Source organism: Methylobacterium sp. E-005 (genome assembly GCF_022829725.1).
In the GTDB taxonomy this organism is placed as follows: domain Bacteria; phylum Pseudomonadota; class Alphaproteobacteria; order Rhizobiales; family Beijerinckiaceae; genus Methylobacterium.
The window spans coordinates 208,047-229,204 of record NZ_JAKSYG010000256.1 but is presented as its reverse complement, the minus strand read 5'-3'; the positions used below and the strand labels follow the sequence as shown (position 1 = coordinate 229,204).

Annotated in this window: 17 protein-coding genes and 1 tRNA gene; 9 read left to right on the top strand and 9 right to left on the bottom strand. The window is 67.4% G+C overall.

Features of this window, described 5'->3' with window-relative positions:
• Positions 1-23: 23 nt before the first annotated feature.
• Positions 24-206, top strand: coding sequence for a hypothetical protein (locus MKK88_RS32020; RefSeq protein WP_244007546.1), 183 nt, complete (start codon positions 24-26; stop codon positions 204-206).
• Positions 207-209: 3 nt separating this feature from the next.
• Here the strand turns inward: MKK88_RS32020 and MKK88_RS32015 are convergent, their stop codons facing one another.
• A complete protein-coding gene (locus MKK88_RS32015) occupies positions 210-983 on the bottom strand; it encodes an RNA methyltransferase (RefSeq protein ID WP_244007545.1) in 774 nt (257 codons plus the stop codon).
• A gap of 194 nt (positions 984-1,177) precedes the next feature.
• Here MKK88_RS32015 and MKK88_RS32010 point away from each other — a divergent pair, with 194 nt between their 5' ends.
• A complete protein-coding gene (locus MKK88_RS32010) occupies positions 1,178-2,392 on the top strand; it encodes an NADP-dependent isocitrate dehydrogenase (protein ID WP_244007543.1) in 1,215 nt (404 codons plus the stop codon).
• Between the two features lie 1,953 nt (positions 2,393-4,345).
• Here MKK88_RS32010 and MKK88_RS32005 read toward each other — a convergent pair.
• Both MKK88_RS32005 and MKK88_RS32000 read right to left on the bottom strand, forming a co-directional pair.
• Complete coding sequence (locus MKK88_RS32005) at positions 4,346-4,783, bottom strand: DUF3429 domain-containing protein (protein WP_244007541.1); 438 nt, start codon at positions 4,781-4,783, stop codon at positions 4,346-4,348.
• 138 nt (positions 4,784-4,921) lie between these two features.
• Positions 4,922-8,257 (bottom strand): hypothetical protein, encoded by a 3,336-nt coding sequence (locus MKK88_RS32000; protein ID WP_244007539.1) that lies wholly within the window; start codon positions 8,255-8,257, stop codon positions 4,922-4,924.
• A gap of 294 nt (positions 8,258-8,551) precedes the next feature.
• Here MKK88_RS32000 and MKK88_RS31995 point away from each other — a divergent pair, with 294 nt between their 5' ends.
• Positions 8,552-10,339 carry an acyl-CoA dehydrogenase C-terminal domain-containing protein gene (locus MKK88_RS31995; protein ID WP_244007537.1) on the top strand — a complete coding sequence of 596 codons (1,788 nt, stop codon included), beginning with the start codon at positions 8,552-8,554 and terminating at the stop codon, positions 10,337-10,339.
• 10 nt (positions 10,340-10,349) lie between these two features.
• On the top strand, positions 10,350-10,865 hold the full coding sequence (locus tag MKK88_RS31990; protein WP_244007536.1) for a hypothetical protein: 516 nt from the start codon (positions 10,350-10,352) through the stop codon (positions 10,863-10,865).
• A 73-nt stretch (positions 10,866-10,938) separates the two neighbouring features.
• Here the strand turns inward: MKK88_RS31990 and MKK88_RS31985 are convergent, their stop codons facing one another.
• The 3 genes from MKK88_RS31985 to MKK88_RS31975 all read right to left on the bottom strand — a co-directional run bounded on the left by MKK88_RS31985 (position 10,939) and on the right by MKK88_RS31975 (position 12,803).
• A complete protein-coding gene (locus tag MKK88_RS31985; RefSeq protein ID WP_244007535.1) occupies positions 10,939-12,219 on the bottom strand; it encodes an O-acetylhomoserine aminocarboxypropyltransferase in 1,281 nt (426 codons plus the stop codon).
• Between the two features lie 103 nt (positions 12,220-12,322).
• On the bottom strand, positions 12,323-12,538 hold the full coding sequence (locus MKK88_RS31980; RefSeq protein WP_244007533.1) for a hypothetical protein: 216 nt from the start codon (positions 12,536-12,538) through the stop codon (positions 12,323-12,325).
• Positions 12,539-12,560: 22 nt separating this feature from the next.
• On the bottom strand, positions 12,561-12,803 hold the full coding sequence (locus MKK88_RS31975) for a hypothetical protein (protein ID WP_244007531.1): 243 nt from the start codon (positions 12,801-12,803) through the stop codon (positions 12,561-12,563).
• A 185-nt stretch (positions 12,804-12,988) separates the two neighbouring features.
• On the opposite strand from MKK88_RS31975, the gene MKK88_RS31970 reads away from it, so the two are divergent.
• The 3 genes from MKK88_RS31970 to MKK88_RS31960 all read left to right on the top strand — a co-directional run bounded on the left by MKK88_RS31970 (position 12,989) and on the right by MKK88_RS31960 (position 17,255).
• The gene (locus MKK88_RS31970; RefSeq protein ID WP_244007529.1) at positions 12,989-13,174 is read left to right on the top strand and encodes a hypothetical protein; all 186 of its coding nucleotides are present in this window, start codon (positions 12,989-12,991) and stop codon (positions 13,172-13,174) included.
• A 591-nt stretch (positions 13,175-13,765) separates the two neighbouring features.
• Entirely contained in the window at positions 13,766-15,589 is a 1,824-nt protein-coding gene (locus MKK88_RS31965; protein WP_244007527.1) for an ATP-binding protein, read from the top strand.
• A 1-nt stretch (position 15,590) separates the two neighbouring features.
• Positions 15,591-17,255, top strand: coding sequence for a putative bifunctional diguanylate cyclase/phosphodiesterase (locus MKK88_RS31960; protein WP_244007526.1), 1,665 nt, complete (start codon positions 15,591-15,593; stop codon positions 17,253-17,255).
• Between the two features lie 378 nt (positions 17,256-17,633).
• On the opposite strand, the gene MKK88_RS31955 is transcribed toward MKK88_RS31960, so the two are convergent.
• From MKK88_RS31955 to MKK88_RS31945, 3 genes are all read right to left on the bottom strand, one after another.
• A tRNA-Gly gene (locus tag MKK88_RS31955) sits at positions 17,634-17,708 on the bottom strand.
• 105 nt (positions 17,709-17,813) lie between these two features.
• On the bottom strand, positions 17,814-18,278 hold the full coding sequence (locus MKK88_RS31950; protein ID WP_244007524.1) for an NUDIX domain-containing protein: 465 nt from the start codon (positions 18,276-18,278) through the stop codon (positions 17,814-17,816).
• An 18-nt stretch (positions 18,279-18,296) separates the two neighbouring features.
• Entirely contained in the window at positions 18,297-18,992 is a 696-nt protein-coding gene (locus tag MKK88_RS31945) for a fumarylacetoacetate hydrolase family protein (RefSeq protein ID WP_244007522.1), read from the bottom strand.
• 134 nt (positions 18,993-19,126) lie between these two features.
• Between MKK88_RS31945 and MKK88_RS31940 the strand changes: the two genes are divergently transcribed.
• Both MKK88_RS31940 and MKK88_RS31935 read left to right on the top strand, forming a co-directional pair.
• On the top strand, positions 19,127-20,578 hold the full coding sequence (locus tag MKK88_RS31940) for an FAD-binding oxidoreductase (protein ID WP_244007957.1): 1,452 nt from the start codon (positions 19,127-19,129) through the stop codon (positions 20,576-20,578).
• Positions 20,579-20,844: 266 nt separating this feature from the next.
• Complete coding sequence (locus MKK88_RS31935; protein WP_244007520.1) at positions 20,845-21,138, top strand: DUF2218 domain-containing protein; 294 nt, start codon at positions 20,845-20,847, stop codon at positions 21,136-21,138.
• The last annotated feature ends 20 nt before the right edge of the window (positions 21,139-21,158 follow it).

Genomic DNA, 21,158 nt, shown 5'->3' with positions numbered 1-21,158 from the left:
CGTTCCCAAACGGAGGCATATCCATGGCCAAAGCGAGCAACCCGAGCGAGGCGGAGGTCGCCACAACCACCGACGCGGTGGCGGGCCGCGCCAAGGTCGAGGCGCGCATGGCCGCCTGCACCGAAGAGGAGCAGGCGGCCTTCTGGGAGGCGGTCGGGCGCTGCTTCGGTGGGGGCAAGCCGCCGGAGATGGAAGCGGCGCCCTAGTCGTCAGACGCCCTTCCGGGTCAGCGCCCGCAGCGCGCCGCGGAAGGTGCGCACATCCTGCTCGGTCAGCTCCATGCGATGGAGCATGTCGCGCATGTTGCGGGCGATGATGTCGCGCTTCTCCGGCGGGTAAAAGCCGGCCGCGTCGAGGGCGGCCTCCAGGCTCCCGAACAGCGCGAGTAGAGCCTCGCGGGTCGCCGGTGGCGAAAGCAGCTCCCCCGAGAACGGCAGCTTGGCCCGGCCGCTCGCCTGACGCCACGCGTAGCCGACCAGCAGCACCGCCTGGGCGAGGTTGAGCGAGGGGAAATCCGGCGAGACCGGAAACGTCACGATGGCGTCGGCCAGCGACACCTCGTCATTAGTGAGCCCGACCCGCTCGCGGCCGAACATCACGGCAATGCGCTGCCCCTCCCGCGCGACGACTTCACCCATCGCCTCCTCGGGCGCGAAGACGCGCTTCATCTGCCCGCGCTCGCGCGCCGTGGTGGCCAGCACGTAGTGGCAATCGGCGATCGCCTCGGCGACGCTGCCGAAGAGCGTCGCCCGGTCGAGGACATGCGTCGCGCCGGAGGCCGCTTCGCGCACGCCCTTCTTGGGCCATCCGTTCTTCGGATTGACGAGGCGCAAGTCCGACAGGCCGAAATTCGCCATGGCGCGGGCCGTCATGCCGATATTCTCGGCGAGCTGTGGCTCCACGAGGATCACCGTGGGGGCGAGCCCCGGCGGGAGTTCGGTCACCTTTCTGGGGGCGTCGCCCTGTGTGTCTCGGCTCGTCATACAGGCCGTCTGGCATGGCCGGGCCGCGCCCGTCGAGGCCCGGGTGACGAAGCGGCCCGGATGACAGCCCGCGCCTTCCGTCGCCGGAAGGGCCGCGCTATGTCGCGGGGCGAATTTTCGTCCGACCCGTCCGGGCGGGCGACCGCACGGCCCTTGCATGCCGTGCGCGGGGACAACGCGGGAGGCAACTGTCCATGGCGAAGATCAAGGTAGCGAACCCCGTCGTCGAGCTCGACGGCGACGAGATGACCCGGATCATCTGGGCCGAGATCAAGAACAAACTGATCCATCCCTATCTCGACGTCGACCTCGACTATTACGACCTCGGCGTCGAGCACCGCGACGCCACCAACGACAAGGTGACGGTCGACGCCGCCGAGGCGATCAAGCGCCACGGCGTCGGCGTGAAATGCGCCACCATCACCCCCGACGAGCAGCGGGTCCAGGAATTCGGCCTCAAGGAGATGTGGCGCTCGCCCAACGGCACGATCCGCAACATCCTGGGCGGCGTGATCTTCCGCGAGCCGATCATCTGCAAGAACGTCCCCCGGCTCGTCCCCGGCTGGACCCAGCCCTTCGTGATCGGTCGCCACGCCTACGGCGACCAGTACCGCGCCACGGACTTCAAGGTGCCCGGCAAGGGCCGCCTGACCATCAAGTTCGAGGGCGATGACGGCACGGTCATCGAGAAGGAGGTGTTCAAGTTCCCCGAGGCCGGCGTCGCCATGTCGATGTACAACCTCGACCAGTCGATCATCGACTTCGCCCGGGCGTCACTGAACTACGGGCTGGCCCGCAAGTACCCGGTCTACCTCTCGACCAAGAATACCATCCTCAAGGCCTATGACGGCCGGTTCAAGGACCTGTTCCAGAAGGTCTACGAGGAGGAGTTCGAGACGAAGTTCAAGCCGCTCGGCATCACCTACGAGCACCGCCTGATCGACGACATGGTGGCCTCGTGCCTCAAGTGGTCGGGCGGCTACGTCTGGGCCTGCAAGAACTACGACGGCGACGTGCAGTCGGATACCGCCGCGCAGGGCTTCGGCTCGCTCGGCCTGATGACCTCGGTTCTGATGACGCCGGACGGCCAGACCGTGGAGGCCGAGGCCGCCCACGGCACGGTCACCCGCCATTACCGCGAGCACCAGAAGGGCCGCGAAACCTCGACCAACTCGATCGCCTCGATCTTCGCCTGGACCCGCGGCCTGTCGCACCGCGCCAAGCTCGACGGCAACGACGATCTGGCGAAGTTCTCCGCCACCCTCGAGAAGGTCTGTGTCGACACCGTCGAGGCGGGCTTCATGACCAAGGATCTGGCGTTGCTCGTCGGGCCGGAGCAGAAGTGGCTCTCGACCACGGGCTTCCTCGACAAGGTCGATCAGAACCTGAAGACCGCCATGGGTGCGTGAGGCTTACACGCCTCGATCGAACAGGCGGCGGGCGTCCTCTGGGGCGCCCGCCGTTGTGTTGGGGGGGGGGCTTGTGCGCGGTGGGACGGGCCGCGGCCGCTTTTGGCGCAGGCAAACCACGCGCTCCCTGCGCGGACGTCCATGGGTCGAGCAGGCAAGCGGCTGGTCTCGACGCGACCCAGTCATTCATGAGCGGCTGGGCGGCTCTCGGTAGCGGATGCGTGTTCCGCCGGTCCTTTGACAGCGATGCGCCCCACCGCGGTCAGTCGAGACATTCCAGGCGTTCAACCAGCGCGGATATTCTGCGTGGCCCGCGGCCGTATCGCCCGCACGCTCAACGTGGCCTGAGACAAAGCACGAGACACATGACCGGACCGGGCATCGTCGGGAAACACCGGCGAAACCGCCCCAGTCGCCGCCGCCGTACAGGCCCGAGGTGACGTGCGGGCAATTGGTTCCATGGCACGGTCGTGTCGAAGAGGCGCACCGCCTCCCCTGCCGCGGGGCTGATAACCCCGGTCGCAGCGCTCGACACGAGCGCACATCCTTTTGACCTCCGCGGGCGTTATCGGGCCCGACCCAGTCGGATTATAAAAATGCCTACTGGTAGATTTTTCTTAGTGAAACGAGGGATCCCGTTTCCATATCTGCTCAATCCGCTTCGTAGTGGCAATGTTGCTCGTGCTCGAATTCTATCCCCATTCTGAGGTTGTGCTGGGCCGGTCGCCCTCTTGCTCGGCACGGCCGCGCGGCCGGGCGCCCGCACCACTCCCGGTGCGCGTCCGGCCCGTAGCCCTTCGTGATGTGACCTTCACCCAGGTCGTCACCAACCACCGTCGGTCGGATGCCGATGGCGCCGTTCCAGGCTTGGTGGACGTGCGGCGCAGGTCCGGGCTGCACCCGAACCAAAGTCCGATCCGGTTCGACGAGCCTGAATGCGGCACGATTTCAAGGCATCACGCCCGTACGTCAGTTTAGATGCGCCATCTGAGGGTCAGTTCAAGGCCATTTCGTGTCCGAGCCAAGCATTGAAACGTCCACACTGAGCGGATCCCATCCGAGCCATAGTGCGCATCATGCCGCGCGTCAAGTCATAAGGGCGGGCAAGGGGTTCGGCGAAATCGAATATCGTCAGGGGCCTTCGATAACCCTGCTCGTCCCGCAACAGCTCGGCGAACATGCCAACGCCCGCGTCGAGCGCACATGTCTTGAAGTGTCGGCTTCGAGCCGCACTGTAGAATTGAGTATACGAACTCAACTCAACTAGATTGCAATCTAAACTCTACTTCCACGAGAGACGATGATGGTCAATTTCCAGAACGCGACGCGTTCGTCCGCCTTGATCCTGGTCCTTGGTCTGGCTCCCACGCCGTCTATGGCGGCCGGGCGCTTTGACGGCGCTTGGTCGGTCGTTGCCACGACCGAAACGGGTTCGTGCACGGGGCCATACCGCTACCCGATCGTCATCCGCGATGGAAACGTGGACGATGCCGGAGAGAATAGCGTCGACGCCTCGGGTCGCACCGCAGCGGACGGACGGATCCGCGGCACGATCCGCAAAGGCCTCGCCAATGTTCAAGTCGTGGGTCGCCTGCGTGGGTCAGGCGGAAGCGGTCGGTGGTCACTGTCTGGTCTGACGTCGTGTTCGGGAAGCTGGACAGCCCGTCGTCAAAGCTAGGTTCGATCAGGCGGTTTCATCGCTGACGTCGCGAAGCCCCATCGGGAATGACCCGAACGGGTCAGAATCAGTTTGTCCGCTGGTCTGGCAGTTCCCCTCCGAAGCGGACGAGCACCGGGCGGCCGGCTTCAGCCAATCGCTGACCGTCCGCTGTCCTCAGTTCTGCACCCGAAACGGGAACAGCAGATATCCACCACCACAAACGACCGTGGGAACCGACTGCCGGGTTTCGGGATCCGACCCCCCTGGCCAAACGCAGTCCGCAAAGCCCGGCTTCAGGCCGCCACCAGCAGCGCCGCGCCGGCCACGCCCGACAGCACCAGCCGCAACCGCCCGAGCCAGAGCGGCGCCAGGCCCCGGCGGTGCAGGTCCTGATCGATGAGGCCCCAGGCGAGCACGAGAACGCCGAGGATGCGCAGATCCCACGGCGCCGGCGCCGCCATCGCGGCCCAGGCGACCAGGGAGGGGATGATCGCCACGAGGTAATCGGCATTGCCGGCATTGCGCGCCGCGGCGGCCCCCCAACGGATGCCGCCGAGGAACGAGGCGATCACCGCGCCATAGGCCGAGAGGATCGTCCGCGGCGCCAATCCAAGGCTGCTCAGGCCGCCATCACTGCCCGAGACCGCCAGGGCCGCGAAACCCAGGAACGGGATGAGCCCGGCCACACCGAGCACCAGGGCGCCGATCGGGATGGTGTTCCGGCGCGCCATCCATCCTCCGAGCAACGGCAAGGGCTGGCGACCTACGCGGCCCCACTTCGGTCCGACGCCACCCGGGCGGAGCGTTCCCGCATCGCGGGAGCGCGGTCAAGCTCGGATTGTCCGGCACCGCGCTCCGTTCAATCCCAGTTAGGACCGCTTCGGTCCGGTCGTGAAGGCGACGGGGCTCGGCGTGGGAGCGCCGATCAGCGACATCGGGGCCGGAGCACCGGCTTTGGCACTCGGCGGCTCGTTGACCGCCGCGTCAATCTTTCGCGGCTTGAACGAGGCTGCGAGGCTCTTCCCGCTGGCGAGTTCAGCAGTGCTGAGCTTGTTGGCCACGTCGTCCCGCTTCTTGGCCGCGTCCTCGTCGCCCTGGGCGGCGGCGGCGGCGAACCACGCGTAGGACTGCACCAGATCCTGTGTCAGACCCATGCCGCGGGCGTACAGCACGCCGAGGTTGTACTGGCTGTCGCGGACACCGTACTCCGCCCCTTGGCGGAACCAGGACGCCGCGGAGGCGAAGTCCGGCTTGCCATTGGCGGCCGGGTTCTCGGCGAAGATCACCGCGAGGTTGTGCATCGACCGGGCATGACCCTGATCGGCGGCGCGGCCGTACCAGAGCTTGGCCTTATCGAGGTCGCGGACAACGCCAGCACCCTTCTCGTACTGGCCGGCAAGCTTGTACTGCGCCGGAGCATAGCCCGCCGTCGCCAGCTTCTCGAACAGCTTGGCCGCGAGCGCGAGATCGCGCGGCATGCCGCGGCCATCGGCCTCCCGCGTGGCAAGATCCCAGACCGCCGTGCCGTCGCCCCCGAGCGCGGACGCCTTCGTTTTGGCAAGGCCCACCGGCACGCCACCGAGATCGGCCTGCAGGGTGTTCATCCCCGCGACCTGCGGAAGGGCGGCCTTCGCGGCGCTCGCATGCGCCTCGGCGGGAACAGGGTTCGGCAGGGCCTGGGTGGTGGTCGGATCGGTCACGGGCGGCTTTGCGCCCGGGGCATCCTTCCAGCCCTCCGCCCCGGCGACCTTGGCGGGCTCCTTCGCGGCATCTTTCGAAGCCTCCCTGGCAGCCTCACCGGTCTCGGACTTGGCGTCCGCCTTCGCGGTGTTACCTGGGGCCTCGCCGCCGACCGGTGCGGCCTGGCTCGCGGCGACCACCGGACGGGGCTCATCAGGTGCGCGCAGCTTGACCGCCTGCAGGGCGCCGAGCGCCAGGACGATCGCGGCCAGCCCGAGCAGCAGCGGCCGACGCCGGCGGTCGATCTCGCTCCGCAACCGGCCGAGCCGGCCCGGCTCGCCCGAAGCCTGCGGCATCGCCGGCTTCGTGGCACGGGTGTCCCGACGTTCGGCAGGCGCTTCCGCGGCCAGTTCCGCCTGGGCAGCCTGTGCGGCCCGGCGCGCCGCCGCGATGAAGCTCGTCTTGATATCGCTCTCGGGTCCGGAATCGACGCTGAGCCGAACGCGGACCGATTCGGCCTGCGGATCCTTGGCAGACCGGCGGCCTGCCGAATCACGCCCCCCGCGCGGCGCACGCGCAGGCCGCCCGCTCCCGGGTTCGAGGAGGTCGTCGGCGAGCAGCGGGGTTTCGCCCACGGACGACCGGCCGGCCGTTTCCCGATCCGCGGCGGCCAGCGTCACATCCGGGCTGGTGGACGACATCAGGCGTTCGCCCAGGGACGGAACCCGCGGTTCGCCAGCCTCCGCGGGACCAAGGCGGACGATCAGACGTTCGAGGGCGGTCTGAACCCCCTCCAGCGTGGCGCCGAGGCGTTCGTCCGAGGCGGCCTGCCGCGCCTGCATGTCGGCGAGGCTGGCGCGCAGCAGGCCGATCTCGCCCGATTCCGCGGCGATCCCGGATCCGCTCAGGGTGTGGGCGACCGCGTTGCGCGCGGCGCGCTCGACCACGGCCTCGCTCGGGGCGGCGTCCCGAAGGGCCGCGACCTGCGCGAGAAGATCGCCCATGGTGCGCTCGAGTCCGGCCAGGGCCGGATCGCCGCCATGGGGCGTGTCCAGCCGGTCGGCCAGGGTCATCACCTGCTTCTCGAGGGCGTCGAGGCCCTCGTGCTCGCCGGCTGCGTCCACCTTCTCGGCCAGCGTGTGAAGCATGGCTTGGATGGAGGCCATCTCGCCGGGCTGCGCGCGCTCCTCCTCGATGACGGGCTCAGCCCGATCCTGCAGCGCGCAGAGGTGATCGACCTTCTCGGCCAGCGTCTGGATCTGCTCGGCGAGCGCTGCGGGCGCGGCGACCTTCACGTCGCCGCGGACCTCATCCAGCAATGGGCGCAGGTCCGGCCCGGCTCCGATGCGCTGCAGCTGCACCACCTGGGCGCTGATCACCTGCAGGCTGTTCGCGAGGCTCTGGATCCGCTCCGGATCGGCCAGCGCAGTGATCAGCTGCCGGATCTCGGCGAGTTCCGTGAACAGCCCGGCCAGGGTCTGTCCCTCCGGATCCGCCGGGCCGGTCGCCGCGACATCGTCGAGGCGCTCGGACAGGCGGCGGACATCCTCGGCGACGCGGGCATGGACCTGCTCGGCCACCGCCTCGGCCAGGAGCTCGACCTGAAGCCGAATCGCCTCGATCGGCGCCGCGATGGCGGTGAGGTCGGTGCCGATCTGGGCGCGATCGAGACCGTTCGTGAGCGCGGTGACGGCCTGCTCCAGCGCGCCGATGTCGCGGCTCGTGGCCAGCTGGTCGATGGCCCGGCGCAGACGGACGGTCTCCACCTGGAGCTCGGACAGGGCCGCCGACGTCGCGGTGGCATCTTCGGTGCGCGCCTCCAGGCGGCGGGCGAGATCCAGACGCATGCTGGCGACCACGCCGCCATCGGCCGGCAGCGAGGCTGCGTCGCCGGTCACCTCCTGCGACAGCTCCCGCTGGCGCTGGCGGATATCCTGCACGGCGTTGCGGATGTCGGCGGCGGCCGGGCGGGCGCGCCGGCCGGGTTGACGCGTGGCGGCGACCTGCTCGCCGAGCTGCGACATACGGCGCTCGATATCCCCGAGCCGCTCGGTCACCTGCTGGACCGGAGCGGCCTTCAGGGCGCGTTCGATCCGGGCTTCGATCTCCGCGAGCCGATGTTCCTCGGCCATCTGCGCGTCACGCCGGTCCGCGTCCAGCGTTTGATTGAGGCCGTCGAGGCGGCTCATGAGGGCGGCGATGCCGTCCGTGTAGGTTTCGGCGACGGCAGCTGGCCGGGCGGGTGGGCGATCCTCGGCCGGGCGTTCCCACCGCCGTGATCCGATCGCGTCGATGCCGGCATCCGCACGCACCGGGGTCTCCGGCCGGCTCACCGGCCGGTCGAGCTGTTCGGCGCGAAGGCGGCGACGCTGCCGACGATTGCCCGCTGTGCCGGGCTGCTGCTGGGGAACGACCGAGGCGATCCAGGTCTCCAGCGGAACACCAGCCCTGGCGGCGACGTCACGGGCGGCGTCGAGCACCTCAGGATCGAAACTGTCGAGCTGCGGCATCGCGGTGTGGGTCATCGGGGGCCTATGGTCGGCAGCGTTCGTCGTCCGATCCGGTGCGCGGCGGCCCCCAACTGGGTATCCAATGAAGGCACCCCGGATCGTTCGAGAGCGATCCTTAACTTTCTTGGTAAACACGAGGTTAAGGGTCTACTGACCTGGTAATCAGCTTGGTGTTCAGTGCGCCGCATGGACAGCGGCATGTCGCCGTGCGGCCGAACCAAGCCGTTGCTACCCGGGCGGCCGGGCGGTTACATGCGCTGCTGAAGCGGATCGCTCCGAGAGATTCGCGCAGACGGGGGAAGCCTCACGATGCCGCAGTACCGCGCTCCGGTCGACGATACGGTGTTCCTGCTCGCGGACGTGCTGGGTTTCCACACGCGGGACAACCTGGCGGGCTTCTCCGACGCGTCGCCCGATGTGGTCGAGGCGGTCCTGCGCGAGGGTGCGAAGCTCGCCGAGGCGGTTCTGGCGCCGCTCAACCGGACTGGCGACCTCGAAGGCTGCCGCCGGGAGGCCGATGGCAGCGTGCGCACGCCGACCGGCTTCAAGGCTGCCTACGATACCTATGCGAGCGGTGGCTGGATGGGTCTGTCCGTCCCCGAGACGTATGGCGGCCAGGGCCTGCCGCACACGCTCAATACGGCGATCCAGGAATTCGCCTCGGGCGCGAATCTGGCCTTCGGCATGTATCCGGGCCTGACTCAGGGCGCCATGGCGGCCCTGCTGGTGCACGGCAGCGAGGAGCAGAAGGCGCTCTACCTGCCCCGGATGGTTGAGGGCGCCTGGACCGGCACCATGAACCTGACCGAGCCGCATTGCGGCACGGATCTGGGGCTGCTCAAGACCAAGGCGGTGCCGAACGGCGACGGCTCCTACAGCCTGACCGGCACCAAGATCTTCATCTCGGCCGGCGAGCACGACTTGGCGGAGAACATCATCCACCTCGTCATCGCGCGAATCGAGGGGGCGCCCGCCGGCACCAAAGGCATCTCGCTGTTCGTGGTGCCGAAGTTCCTCGTGAATGCCGACGGGTCGCTCGGCGCGCGCAATGGCGTGTCCTGCGGCTCGCTGGAGCACAAGATGGGCATCCACGGGAACGCCACCTGCGTGATGAACTACGACGGTGCGACCGGCTGGCTGGTCGGCCAGGAGAATCGCGGCCTCAACGCGATGTTCGTGATGATGAACGAGGCACGGCTTGCCGTGGGCGTGCAGGGCCTCGGGCAATCTGAGGTCGCCTACCAGAACGCCGCCGCCTACGCGCGGGACCGGCTCCAGGGACGCGCGCTGACCGGCGCCAAGGCGCCCGAGAAGGTCGCCGATCCGATCATCGTACATCCGGACGTGCGCCGGACCCTGCTGCATATCCGGGCCTTCAACGAGGCGGCCCGCGCCCTGATGCTCTGGACCGCGCTGCAGGCCGACATCCTGCACCGCTCGGAGGATGCCAAGGAGCGACAGGCGGCCGACGATTATCTCGGCCTCATGACCCCGGTGGTGAAGGGCGTCTTCACCGATCGCGGCTTCGCCAACGCGGTGGAGGCGCAGCAACTGCTGGGCGGGCACGGCTACATCGAGGAATGGGGCATGTCGCAGTTCGTGCGCGATGCCCGCATCGCGATGATCTACGAGGGTGCCAACGGCATCCAGGCGATGGACCTGATCGGCCGCAAGCTGCCGAAGGATGGCGGGCGGGCAATGATGGCCTTTCTGGGTGAGGTCCAGAGCTTCGTGAAGGATCACGGCGAGGATCCCGTCATGGCGCCCTTCGTCAAACCACTCCAGGCCGGGCTGAACGACCTCCAGGGTGCTGTGATGTGGCTGATGCAGAACGCGTTCGCCAAGCCCGACAATGCCGGCGCCGGCGCGACCGATTTCATGCATCTCTTCGGGCTGGTCGCATTGGGCTACATGTGGGGCCGGATCGCCAAGGCCGCGCTGATCAAGCAGGCCGAAGCCCCCTCCCCGCGCTGGGAATCGAAGCTCATGGGCGGCCGATTCTTCATGGAACGGATGCTGCCGGAGACGAGCCTGCGTCTGGCCCGGATCAAGGCCGGGGCCGAGAGCACCATGGCGCTGGAGGCGGAGGCGTTCTGAGGAGGCTGGTATGACGGGGAACCGTCGACGCTTTGTGCTGACGGCCGAGGGTATGGCGGCGATTCCCCAGCCGGAACCACAGGATATCCTGTCCACCGTAGACCTCCTGTGCCCTGCAGAGGGCCGTGGCTTCATGATTCTCGAAGAGGACAGCACGGACGGGTTGGGGGACTACGTCCAGGCCGCAGGTGGGCGTGATGGCAGCGCTGGCGTGAGCCGCGTGAGCGTCGAGCGACGACTCTATCCACGGCTTGAGCGCGGCGAGCCCGACCTGCGACAGCCTCACCAACACTTCGTCGCCGGACTTTGGACTGGAGATGTGACGCAGGTCACGCGCATCGCCACGAACGGCTATCACGTCACCGTTCGGGACAACGAGGTCCTTCACCCGCGGGATATCGTGCGCGTTATGGTGGCGTTTCTCGACAGTCGCACACTGCCGACAGCCTATCGCTGGCGCTCAATTCGTGAGGAGGTCGAGAGGATCATCCGGGAAAGCGGTGCCTCGTCGCCGATGCACGGATAACGGCCCGAGGTTTTGGATCTCGGCAGACGGCGCGGATGAGCTCGATCCGATCGACGAAGGATCGCTGCGCTGCTCAGCTCGTCAGCGCCCCATCCAGATCCTCGATCAGATCCGCCGGATCCTCCAGCCCGATCGACAGCCGTACCACGTCCGGCCCCGCCCCCGCGGCGGTCTTCTGCGCGTCGGTGAGCTGGCGGTGGGTCGTCGAGGCCGGGTGGATGATCAGCGAGCGCGTATCGCCGATATTGGCCAAGTGCGAGAACAGCTGGAGATTCGACACGAGCTTCACGCCGGCCTCGTACCCCCCCTTCAGGCCGAAGGTGAAGACCGCGCCGGCGCCGTTCGGCGTGTAGCGCTTGGCGAGCTGATGGTAGCGGTCAGTCTCCAGGCCGGGATAGCTCACCCAGGATACCGCCGGGTGCTGCGACAGGTGCTTGGCGACAACCAGCGCGTTGTCGGAATGGCGCTGCATCCGCAGCGGCAGGGTCTCGATGCCGTTGAGGATCAGGAAGGCGTTGAAGGGCGACAGCGCCGGCCCGAGGTCGCGCAGACCGAGCACCCGGCAGGCGATCGCGAAGCCGAAATTGCCAAACGTCTCGGCCAGCACCATCCCGGAATATTCCGGCCGCGGCTCGCTCATCATCGGGTAGCGGGCATCCCCCGCCCATTGGAACGTGCCGCCGTCGACGATCAGCCCGCCGATCGAATTGCCGTGACCGCCGAGGAACTTGGTCGCCGAATGCACCACGATGTCAGCGCCGTGCTCGAAGGGCCGAAGCAGGTACGGCGTCGCCATCGTGTTGTCGACGACGAGCGGGATGTTGTGCCGCTTGGCGATCTGCGCCAGAGCCGCGATGTCGGTGACGACGCCGCCCGGATTGGCGATCGATTCACAGAAAATCGCCTTGGTGCGCGGTGTGATCGCCGCCTCGAACGAGGCCGGGTCGTCATTCTCGGCCCAGGCCACCGACCAGCCGAAGTTCTTGTACGAGTGGTTGAACTGGTTGATCGAGCCGCCATAGAGCTTGTTCGAGGCCACGAACTCGTCGCCCGGCTGCATCAGGGCGTGCATGGTCAGGAACTCGGCCGCGTGGCCGGAGGCGACCGCCAGGGCCGCCGTGCCGCCTTCGAGTGCGGCAATGCGCTCCTCCAGCACGGCGTTGGTCGGGTTGGTGATCCGCGTGTAGATGTTGCCGAAGGCCTGCAGACCGAACAGCGAGGCGGCGTGGTCGACGTCGTCGAACACGAAGCTCGTCGTCTGGTAGATCGGCGTCGCCCGCGCGCCCGTGGCGGCGTCAGGTGCGGCGCCCGCGTGGATCGCCAGCGTGTTGAAGCCGGGCAGGCGGTCAGTCATCGTCGTGTCTCCTCCGGGCCCGCGAGCCTCTACGCTTGTGCTGGAGCCGGGCGCAAGGGACCGCACGATTTGGTATCGCGCGCTGAGCCCGGCATCCGATCGGCTACGCCTCCGGCCCCGGGCCGATATCCACGTGCGGCTGGCCGGCATCCACCAGAGCGCGGTCCACGGCCTCGATGGCCAGAAGGGTCCGGGTCAGGTCCTCGGACATGGAGATCGGCGCCACGTCGAGGCCGCCGATCCGGCGCGCGATGGCATTCCGCTGCCGCGCAAGCGCCGCACGGGCCCGATTCAGGTCATGGATCTCGTCGGCGGTCATCCGTGCTTCCTTTCCGGGCCGGTCAATTCCCGGGCATCCAGTCGATGTTCGGCCGCTGTGCCAGCATGCGCTCGAAATAGTCGGCCACCGCCTGAGCCCCGTCGGTGTGCATCATCGCGACAGGGTGCGCGAGATAGGCCCGGGCCAGATCCAGCGGAATTTCACCCGATTGAAGGGCCTTCAGGACCTCGTCGATGAAGGCGTCGTTGGCCTCGTTGAAGTCGTTCGACAGCTTCTTCCGGTCGTTCAAGGCCTTGATCGCCATACCACATCCTTGCTGATCGACGAGGGGCTCCGCTGACCCGCTCGACCACGCGAACGGATTACGGCATCGCGCGTTCCTGCGACAGGCCGCTGCTGGCGGCGGGCGCAACGCGGCGCGCTTCGGTAACCCTGCGCGCGAAGGTCCCGGAGCGAAAGCGTCCGCAGACACGTTTACCGGGTATGTCGATGCATTCCTTCCCCACCCACTTGGTCGAGATCGTCTCCTGCGAGGAGGGTTATCGCTGGATCATCCGGGCCCGCAGCGGCGTCGTGGTCGAATCCTCGCCCTACGCGTTCATGAGCTCGAACGGTGCTCGTATCTCCGGCGAGTGCTGGAAACGCGAGCATTTCACCGACTCGCAGGGCGACTAGCACGGCCACCGTCCGCGAGGGTGACGATTCGGCGGCGGGGCACGCATCACGAGGGCGGCTGAGAGCCGCATCTAAGTGCAAAGCAATCCGGTTGCGACATGAACCAGCTTTCCATGCCGCCCCGTTCGACGACGGGCGTTCGCTCATGCGGTGAACGGACCGCGTATCGAGAACCTTGCGATATTGCACAGCTCACTGACACGACGGCGCCGAAACAATGGGGCGCGCTACCGAGGCCGGTTCAACCGGCAGGACCGGTCGCTCATGGTTCGTGGCGCCGGTGATGCATCGCCAGGCAGCGAGACGCCCTGGCCAAACGATGACCCTTCAGCCGGAACAGCGGCACTGCATGCGGACCGTCGATGCAATCAGAGCGTGTGAGCTAACGGCAGATCTATACGTAGAGTGTAGGCTGGTCGACCGGAGCCTCATCGTGACCAGCCTCGGAATATCTTTGAGTATCGAAGTCTGACATGTATTGACAGAAGAAACGATTAATCATCGGGCATCCTGAACACCGGTCTTGTCGGATTTTTAATCTGAGGCCCCTACCGTCGCGGCATATTGGATTGGCAGCTTCGGAAACACGTGATGCTGGACGGTGACGGTATCGAGTTGAACGCATCGACCGCGGCGCGGATGGGTTCGGTGACGTCGATCGACGGCTCGAAGGTTCATCTCGAACTGGCCGGGCAGAACGGTCGGCCGAACGTGCGAGCGACGGTCGGCAATTTCGTGCGGATCGAGACCGGCGCGGCCCTCCTGATCGGGATCATCACGACGCTCACCTCGGGTGGCGATCGGTCGCGACAGCTGGGCGCCTATGCCAGCATCGACCTCCTGGGTGAAATCCAGTCGGAGGAGGGAATCAAGCGCTTCCGCCGGGGCGTGACCGGCTACCCCGCCATCGGAGACGCGGTCGAGTTGCTGCCCCGGGAGGATCTGCGCATCCTGTATCAGGTCTCCGCCGCGCACACGGCCGCGGTGGGTGCGCTGTATCAGGATCCCGACACGCCGGCCTGCATCAAGGTTGAGGATCTGCTGACGAAACACTTCGCCGTGCTGGGCACGACCGGCGTCGGCAAGTCCAGCGGCGTCGCGGTCATCCTGGATCAGGTGATGCGCGCGCAGCAGTCGGTGCGCATCTTCCTGCTCGACGTCCACAACGAGTATGCGGCCTGCTTCGGGGACCAGGCGAGCGTCATCAGCCCGCGCAATCTCAAGCTGCCCTTCTGGCTGTTCAACCTGGAGGAAATCGCGGACGTCATCTACGGCGGCCGCTCGCCCATCGACGAGGAGATCGAGATCCTCGCGGAAGTCATTCCCCTGGCGAAGAGCAAATACGCTCAGTACAAGGAAGCCAGCGACCGGCAGGTCGTCAAGCGCAGCATCGGCAAGAGCTCCGGTTACACGGTCGATACGCCGGTTCCCTACATGCTGCAGGACCTGATCGCGCTGATCGACGAGCGGATGGGCCGCCTCGAGAACCGCGTCGGGCGGATGCACTACCACCGCCTGATCACGCGCATCGAGGCGATCCGCAACGATCCGCGCTACGGCTTCATGTTCGAGAACGCCAATGTCGGCGGCGACATGATGGGCGAGATCCTGGGACACCTGTTCCGGCTCGATCCCGACGGGCGCCCGATGACGATCATGCAGCTCGCCGGGCTGCCGATGGAAGTCGTCGACGCCGTGGTCTGCGTCCTGTGCCGCCTCGCGTTCGAGTTCGGCATCTGGAGCGAGGGCGCGATCCCGCTGCTGTTCGTGTGCGAGGAGGCGCACCGCTACGCCTCGGCCGACCGCTCGATCGGCTTCACCCCGACCCGCCGGGCGTTGTCGCGGATCGCCCGCGAGGGTCGGAAGCACGGCGTCTATCTCGGCCTCGTCACGCAGCGGCCCGCGGAGCTCGATCCGACGATCATGTCGCAGTGCAGCACACTCTTCGCCATGCGGATGACCAACGATCGCGATCAGGCCTTCCTGGCCGCGGCGGTCTCCGACGCGGTGAACCTTCTGACCTTCGTGCCGTCACTCGGCACCGGGGAGGTCATCGCCTTCGGTGAGGGCGTTCCGATGCCGGTGCGAATGAAGTTCGCCGCCCTGCCCCCGGAGCGTCAGCCACGCAACGACATGAGCGGGCGTGCCTCCGATCACGGCGACACGATCCCGGGTGCCGCCTTTGTTGGGGCCGTCGTGGAGCGCTGGCGCGGGGCCACCATGAGCAAGCCCAACGGCCTCGACGCGGATTCGTCCGGAAGCGCCCGTCTGGCGCGGGAGCCGGGCACCGAGGGCGGCCACGGTGCCGCGCTCGACCAGGTGCACCGGCGCCTGCTCCGGCGCCCCCTGGAGGGCGGCGACGCCTCAGCGGAGGCCGGCCTGCGCGCCCCCAAGACGCTCTGGCAGCAGGGCTGACGTGAGCACGTCCGCGTCCAGACATCGTCAGGGCCTCCTCGAAGCCGCCATCCAGGCGATTCCGGTCGGCATCGTGGTGCACGACGAGCGGGGGCACTGCATCCTGGCCAACGCCTCGGCCAGGGCCCTTGGGCCGCGGGCGGTCGACGATCTCCCGGCCATCGCCTTCGACTGCCCGGATGCCGCGATCATCGAGCAGATCGGTGATCTCGTCGTCGAGGCCCAGGCATGCCCGGTCGCTACCCCGGAAGAAACCTTCACGCTCACGACCATCACGGATGTCACGCATCATCACGCGATCCAGCGCGACCTGATCGCGCGGGCCTATATCGACGCGCTGACGGGGCTCCCGAACCGGACGATGTTCGAGCACAGCATCGAGGATCTGATCGCCGGGGCCCGCCCCAGCGACCGCTTCGCGCTGGCCTTCATCGACCTCGATAATTTCAAGCACATCAACGACTATTACAGTCACGCAGCGGGCGACGCCCTGCTGCGCAAGGTGGCCGACCGAATCCGGGGCGCCCTGCGCCCGAGCGATATGCTCGCCCGGATCGGCGGCGACGAATTCGTGCTCCTGCTCAGTCCGGTGACCGATCAAGCCTCCACCCTGGCTTCGGTGCTCGACATCTCGGACCGCCTGAAGCAGCCCTTCTTCATCGACGATCACGAGATCTTCGCCTCGGCATCGATCGGCCTGAGCCTGTTCCCGGAGCACGGGACAACCTACGAGATTCTGCGCCGGCAGGCCGACAACGCCATGTACCGGGTGAAGGGCGACGTGAAGGGTGGCGTCAGCGTCTTCGAGGAGACGATGAGCCACGCTGCCACCGCCCGCATGGCGGTCGAGCAACGCCTGCGGCTCGCGATCCGCGACCGCTGCTTCTGCTGCGCCTTCCAGCCGAAGGTCGATATGCGCACGCACGCGGTATCGGGCGTCGAGGTTCTCCTGCGCTGGCGGGACGAACTGGGTATGATCCAGGCCCCCGGCGACTTTATCGGGTTGGCGATCGAGCTCGGCCTGATCAACGAGATCACCCTCCAGGTCCTGAACGAAACCGTGCGGACCATGCCGGACATCGACGAGGTGTTCGGGCCCGACGTCTCGGTGAGCCTCAACATCGCCGCCAAGCAGGCCTGCGACGTGCCGTTCATGTCGGCCTTCTGCGACGCCCTCGGCGCCACCGGGATGGCACGGCGCTTCGTGCTCGAGCTGACCGAGGAGGCCTTCTTCACGAAGGGCCGCTTCCAGCTCGAGGTCCTGCCGCGAATCCGCGCGATCGGCGCCCGGGTCTCGATCGACGATTTCGGGGTTGGCTACTCGTCGCTCGCGGCGCTGGCGGAGATCACCGCCGACGAACTGAAGATCGACCGCTCGTTCATCATGGATATCGACAAGCGGCCGCGCAGCCAGATCGTGCTGAAGGCGATCGAGTCGCTCGGTCTGGCGCTCGGCATGTCGGTCGTGGCGGAAGGTGTCGAGACCTTCGAGGAAGTCGCCTATCTGCTGGGAGCCACCCAGATCCGTTGCGCGCAGGGATACTATTACGCCAAGCCGCAATTGATCGAGCAGATCCGGCAGGGGGATCAACGGGTATCGGCGCCGCGTGCTGCCCAGAGCCGTGGGTCGGATTTCCGCTCGCCGAGCCTGCTGCGACGGGCCTGAGCAGAGACTTGCGTCGGCAAGCGGGTCCGTCGCCCGCTTCGATGACGATGCGGCAGGGCAACGCGATACGGGTCGCCCGCGCGGCGGCACCTCCGCCCTTATCCCGCCAGGCAGATGGCTTTCTGACCAACTGACGCTGTTGTCTGCAAGCAGCCAACCGATCAACCGGTGGGGTCGGTGCAGCGAGGCGCCGACGCCCAGATGCCCAAGCTCGCGTCGCGCACTGGTCCAGCGCTCGACAGACAGTCGGCGTCGCGCAGGATCATGCGGGATGCTGGGCCGTCCAGCGTGAACCGCGTCCCTGAGCGTCCCGATCGATAGAAACAACAAAGGCCGCACATCTGCGGCCCTGTGTTTCGTTTGACTGGTTGGGAAAACTGGAGCGGGCGAAGGGATTCGAACCCTCGACCCCAACCTTGGCAAGGTTGTGCTCTACCCCTGAGCTACACCCGCTCACTAACCGCGCCGCCCGGACTTGCGTGCCGGCGGCCCCGGCGGCGCTCTCTAAACACCATTCCGCGGGACGACGCAAGCGTCTCTTTGCCCACACATGACGATTCACCAATGCGGGTCCGGCGGCAGGCTCTGCCGCATCTCTTCCAGGCGGGCGCGTGTGCCGCGGGTCGTGCCCTCCGGGAGCGCATCGACCGGGAAGAACGTGCATGCGGCGATCTCCGGGTCGGGTTTTTTGGGACGAAGCACCGTGAAGGCCGGCAGTACAAACAGGGCGACGTGATCGCGGGGGGCGGCCACGACGTTCCGATAGAGGCCGGCCAGGCGAAGCGGCGCGTCCGGGACGATCTCCGCTTCCTCGCGGAACTCGCGGATCATCGCCTCGGCCGCAGTTTCCCCGCGCTCGACGCCGCCGCCCGGCAGGTGCCATCCGCTGACATAGGTGTGGCGCACCAGCGCCACGCGACCTTGCGGATCGATGGCAACACCGCGGACGCCGAGCGTCATGCCCCGGGTGGCGAGCGCCCCGAGGTGAAACAGGCGCCGCAGCAGCCGCCGATCGAGGAGCATGTCGGTCCGTATGCCGAATCAGACGACGTCGAGGGTGATTGCGCCGAGGCCGGCGATCGCCGCCACCATGCGCTGGCCGCGCTCGACCGGGCCGACGCCCGACGGCGTGCCCGTGAAGATGAGGTCGCCCGGTTGCAGCGCGAAGTAGCCCGACAGGTACGCGATCTGCTCCGCGACCGACCAGATCATATCGCCGAGATCACCCGTCTGACGCGTCTGCCCATCGACCGACAACGTGATCTCCCCCCGCGCCAGGTGACCAATCAGCGAGACCGGGTGCAGGGCCCCGATCGGACCCGATCCGTCCGCCGCCTTGGCGGTGTCCCACGGCCGCGACAGCTTCTTGGCCTCGTCCTGAACGTCGCGCCGGGTCATATCGAGGCCGATCGCGTAGCCATAGACATGATCGAGCGCGTCCGCGACCGGGATATCGGTCCCGCCGCCGCCGAGCGCGGCCACCATCTCGACCTCGAAATGATAGCTCTTCGTCTTGGACGGATAGGGATGCGGCGTCGGCTCGGAACCCACGATCTGCAGGGCGTCGGCCGGCTTCATGAAGAAGAACGGCGGCTCGCGATCCGGATCGGCACCCATCTCGCGGGCATGGGCGGCGTAGTTGCGGCCGACGCAGTAGACGCGGCGAACAGGGAAGAGATCGCTGCTGCCGACGATCGGCAGCGCGACGCGGGGCGGGTTCTGGATGACGGACAGCATCTCTGCCTCTGCGGTGGAACGTCCGGGGTCGGGCGGGCGCCGCCCGTGATCGACGTAATCGTTGTAAGGTGCCAGCCGCCGCACGCCATACGGGCAGTTGCCGACAGCGCGGCTTGGTCTACAAAATTTTCGCGATGACACCCATGGCGACCACCACCGATACCCTGCTCGCCGCGCTACGCGACGGCCTCGGCGCGCGCCATGTGCTCACCGAGCCGGAGGATCTGGCCCCGTATCTGATCGAGACCCGGAAGCTGTTCACGGGATCAGCCGTGGCGGTGCTGCGGCCGGGATCCACCGACGAAGTGGCCTTCGCGGTCCGCGCCTGTACGCAGGCGGGGCTTTCGGTGGTGCCGCTGGGTGGCAATACCGGGCTCACCGGCGCCGGTATCCCGCAGGGCGGCGTGGTGCTGTCCCTGGAACGGATGACGCGGCTGCGGACCGTAGACCCGGTGGACGCGACCATCACGGTGGAGGCCGGGATGATCCTGCAGGAGGTCCAGGAAGCCGCCGAGGCTGCCGGGATGCTGTTCCCGCTCTCCTACGCGTCGCGCGGCTCGGCCCGGATCGGGGGCGGCATCAGCACCAATGCCGGCGGCATCGCGGTGCTGGCCTACGGCAATGCCCGCGATCTCGTGCTCGGCCTTGAGGTGGTCCTGGCCGATGGGCGGGTCTGGAACGGGCTCCGGGCACTTCGGAAGGACAATGCTGGCTACGATCTCAAACAGCTCTTCATCGGCTCGGAGGGCACGCTCGGCATCGTCACGGCGGCGGTGCTGAAACTGTTCCCGAAGCCGCGCAGCACCAGCGTCGCTTTGGTGGGCCTGGATTCGGCACAGGCCGCCCTCGACCTGTTCGTCGATCTGCGGACCCGGCTCGACCGGGATCTGACGGCCTTCGAGTACCTGCCGCCCTTCGCGCTGGAACTCGTCCTGCGGCATGTCCCCGGTGCGGTCCCACCATTGGCTGGCGCGCACGGTGCCTACGCGCTGATCGAGGCCGCCTCGGCCCGGCCCGACGCCGACATGCAGGCCTCCCTCGAGGCCGCCCTCGGCGATGCGCTCGCGGCCGGCACGGTGCAGGACGCCGTGATCGGCGCGAGCGGCGCCCAGAACGATGCCCTCTGGCGTCTGCGCGAGGGCGTGCCCGAGGCGCAGACCCGCGAGGGTGCCTCGATCAAGCACGACATCTCGGTCCCGCTGTCGCGCCTGCCCGAATTCCTGAACCGGGCCGGCGCGGCCTGCATGGCGGAGATGCCGGGCCTGCGTCCCTGCGGCTTCGGGCATTTCGGCGACGGCAACATCCATTTCAACCTGTCGCAACCCGTCGGCATGCCGGCGGCGGATTTCCTGGCGCAGTGGGGCCGCTTCAACCGCATCGTCCACGACATCGTCCATGCCCTGGGCGGCTCTATCGCAGCCGAGCATGGGGTGGGGCTGATCAAGCGAGAGGAATTGGCCCGCTACGGCGATCCGGTCGGTCTCGACCTGATGCGCAGGATCAAGGATGCCATGGATCCCGAGCATCGGCTCAACCCCGGCAAGATCCTCGCCGAGATCCCGGCAGAGGGTTCGCACGAGCCCTGATCCGCTGTCGCTTGATTTGTGCACCGCGCCATAATTCGGCGCCGCGGCCGGTGCAGGACTGACACGGACCGCCGCCATCCGCAGCGGCCGCCCGCGGCGTTAAGCATCTGCTAACGTGGCGGCTAGACTTTTGGCGATCACGACAAGGACGGTCCGTCGCGGGCCGGCATGGCAATTGCTCTGAAGCCTTCCTATCTCGCACCTGCGAGATCAAGCGACGAACCGTCAACGACTGGCTGAACCACGTTCATTTGGAGATCGACGGAATGCCCACTTCATTGGCCCGTGTGCAGACCACGGAGGCGAGCCGCTACCTTCAGCAGCTCTGCCGGCACTGGAGCCACAAATTCAAGGTCGAAGCGACCCCGCAGCACGGCACCGTGCCGTTCGGCGAAGACCGCCTCTGCACCTTCGACGCCGAGCCCGATGCGCTCGTGATGCGCATCGACAGCGCCGATCCTGTCAATCTCACCCGGCTGGAAAACGTCGTGGCCGATCATCTGGCCCGCTTCGCCTTCCGCGAGAGCCTCGGCGACATCCGCTGGTCGCGCGCCGCCTGAGGGCACGGCGGCCTGGACCC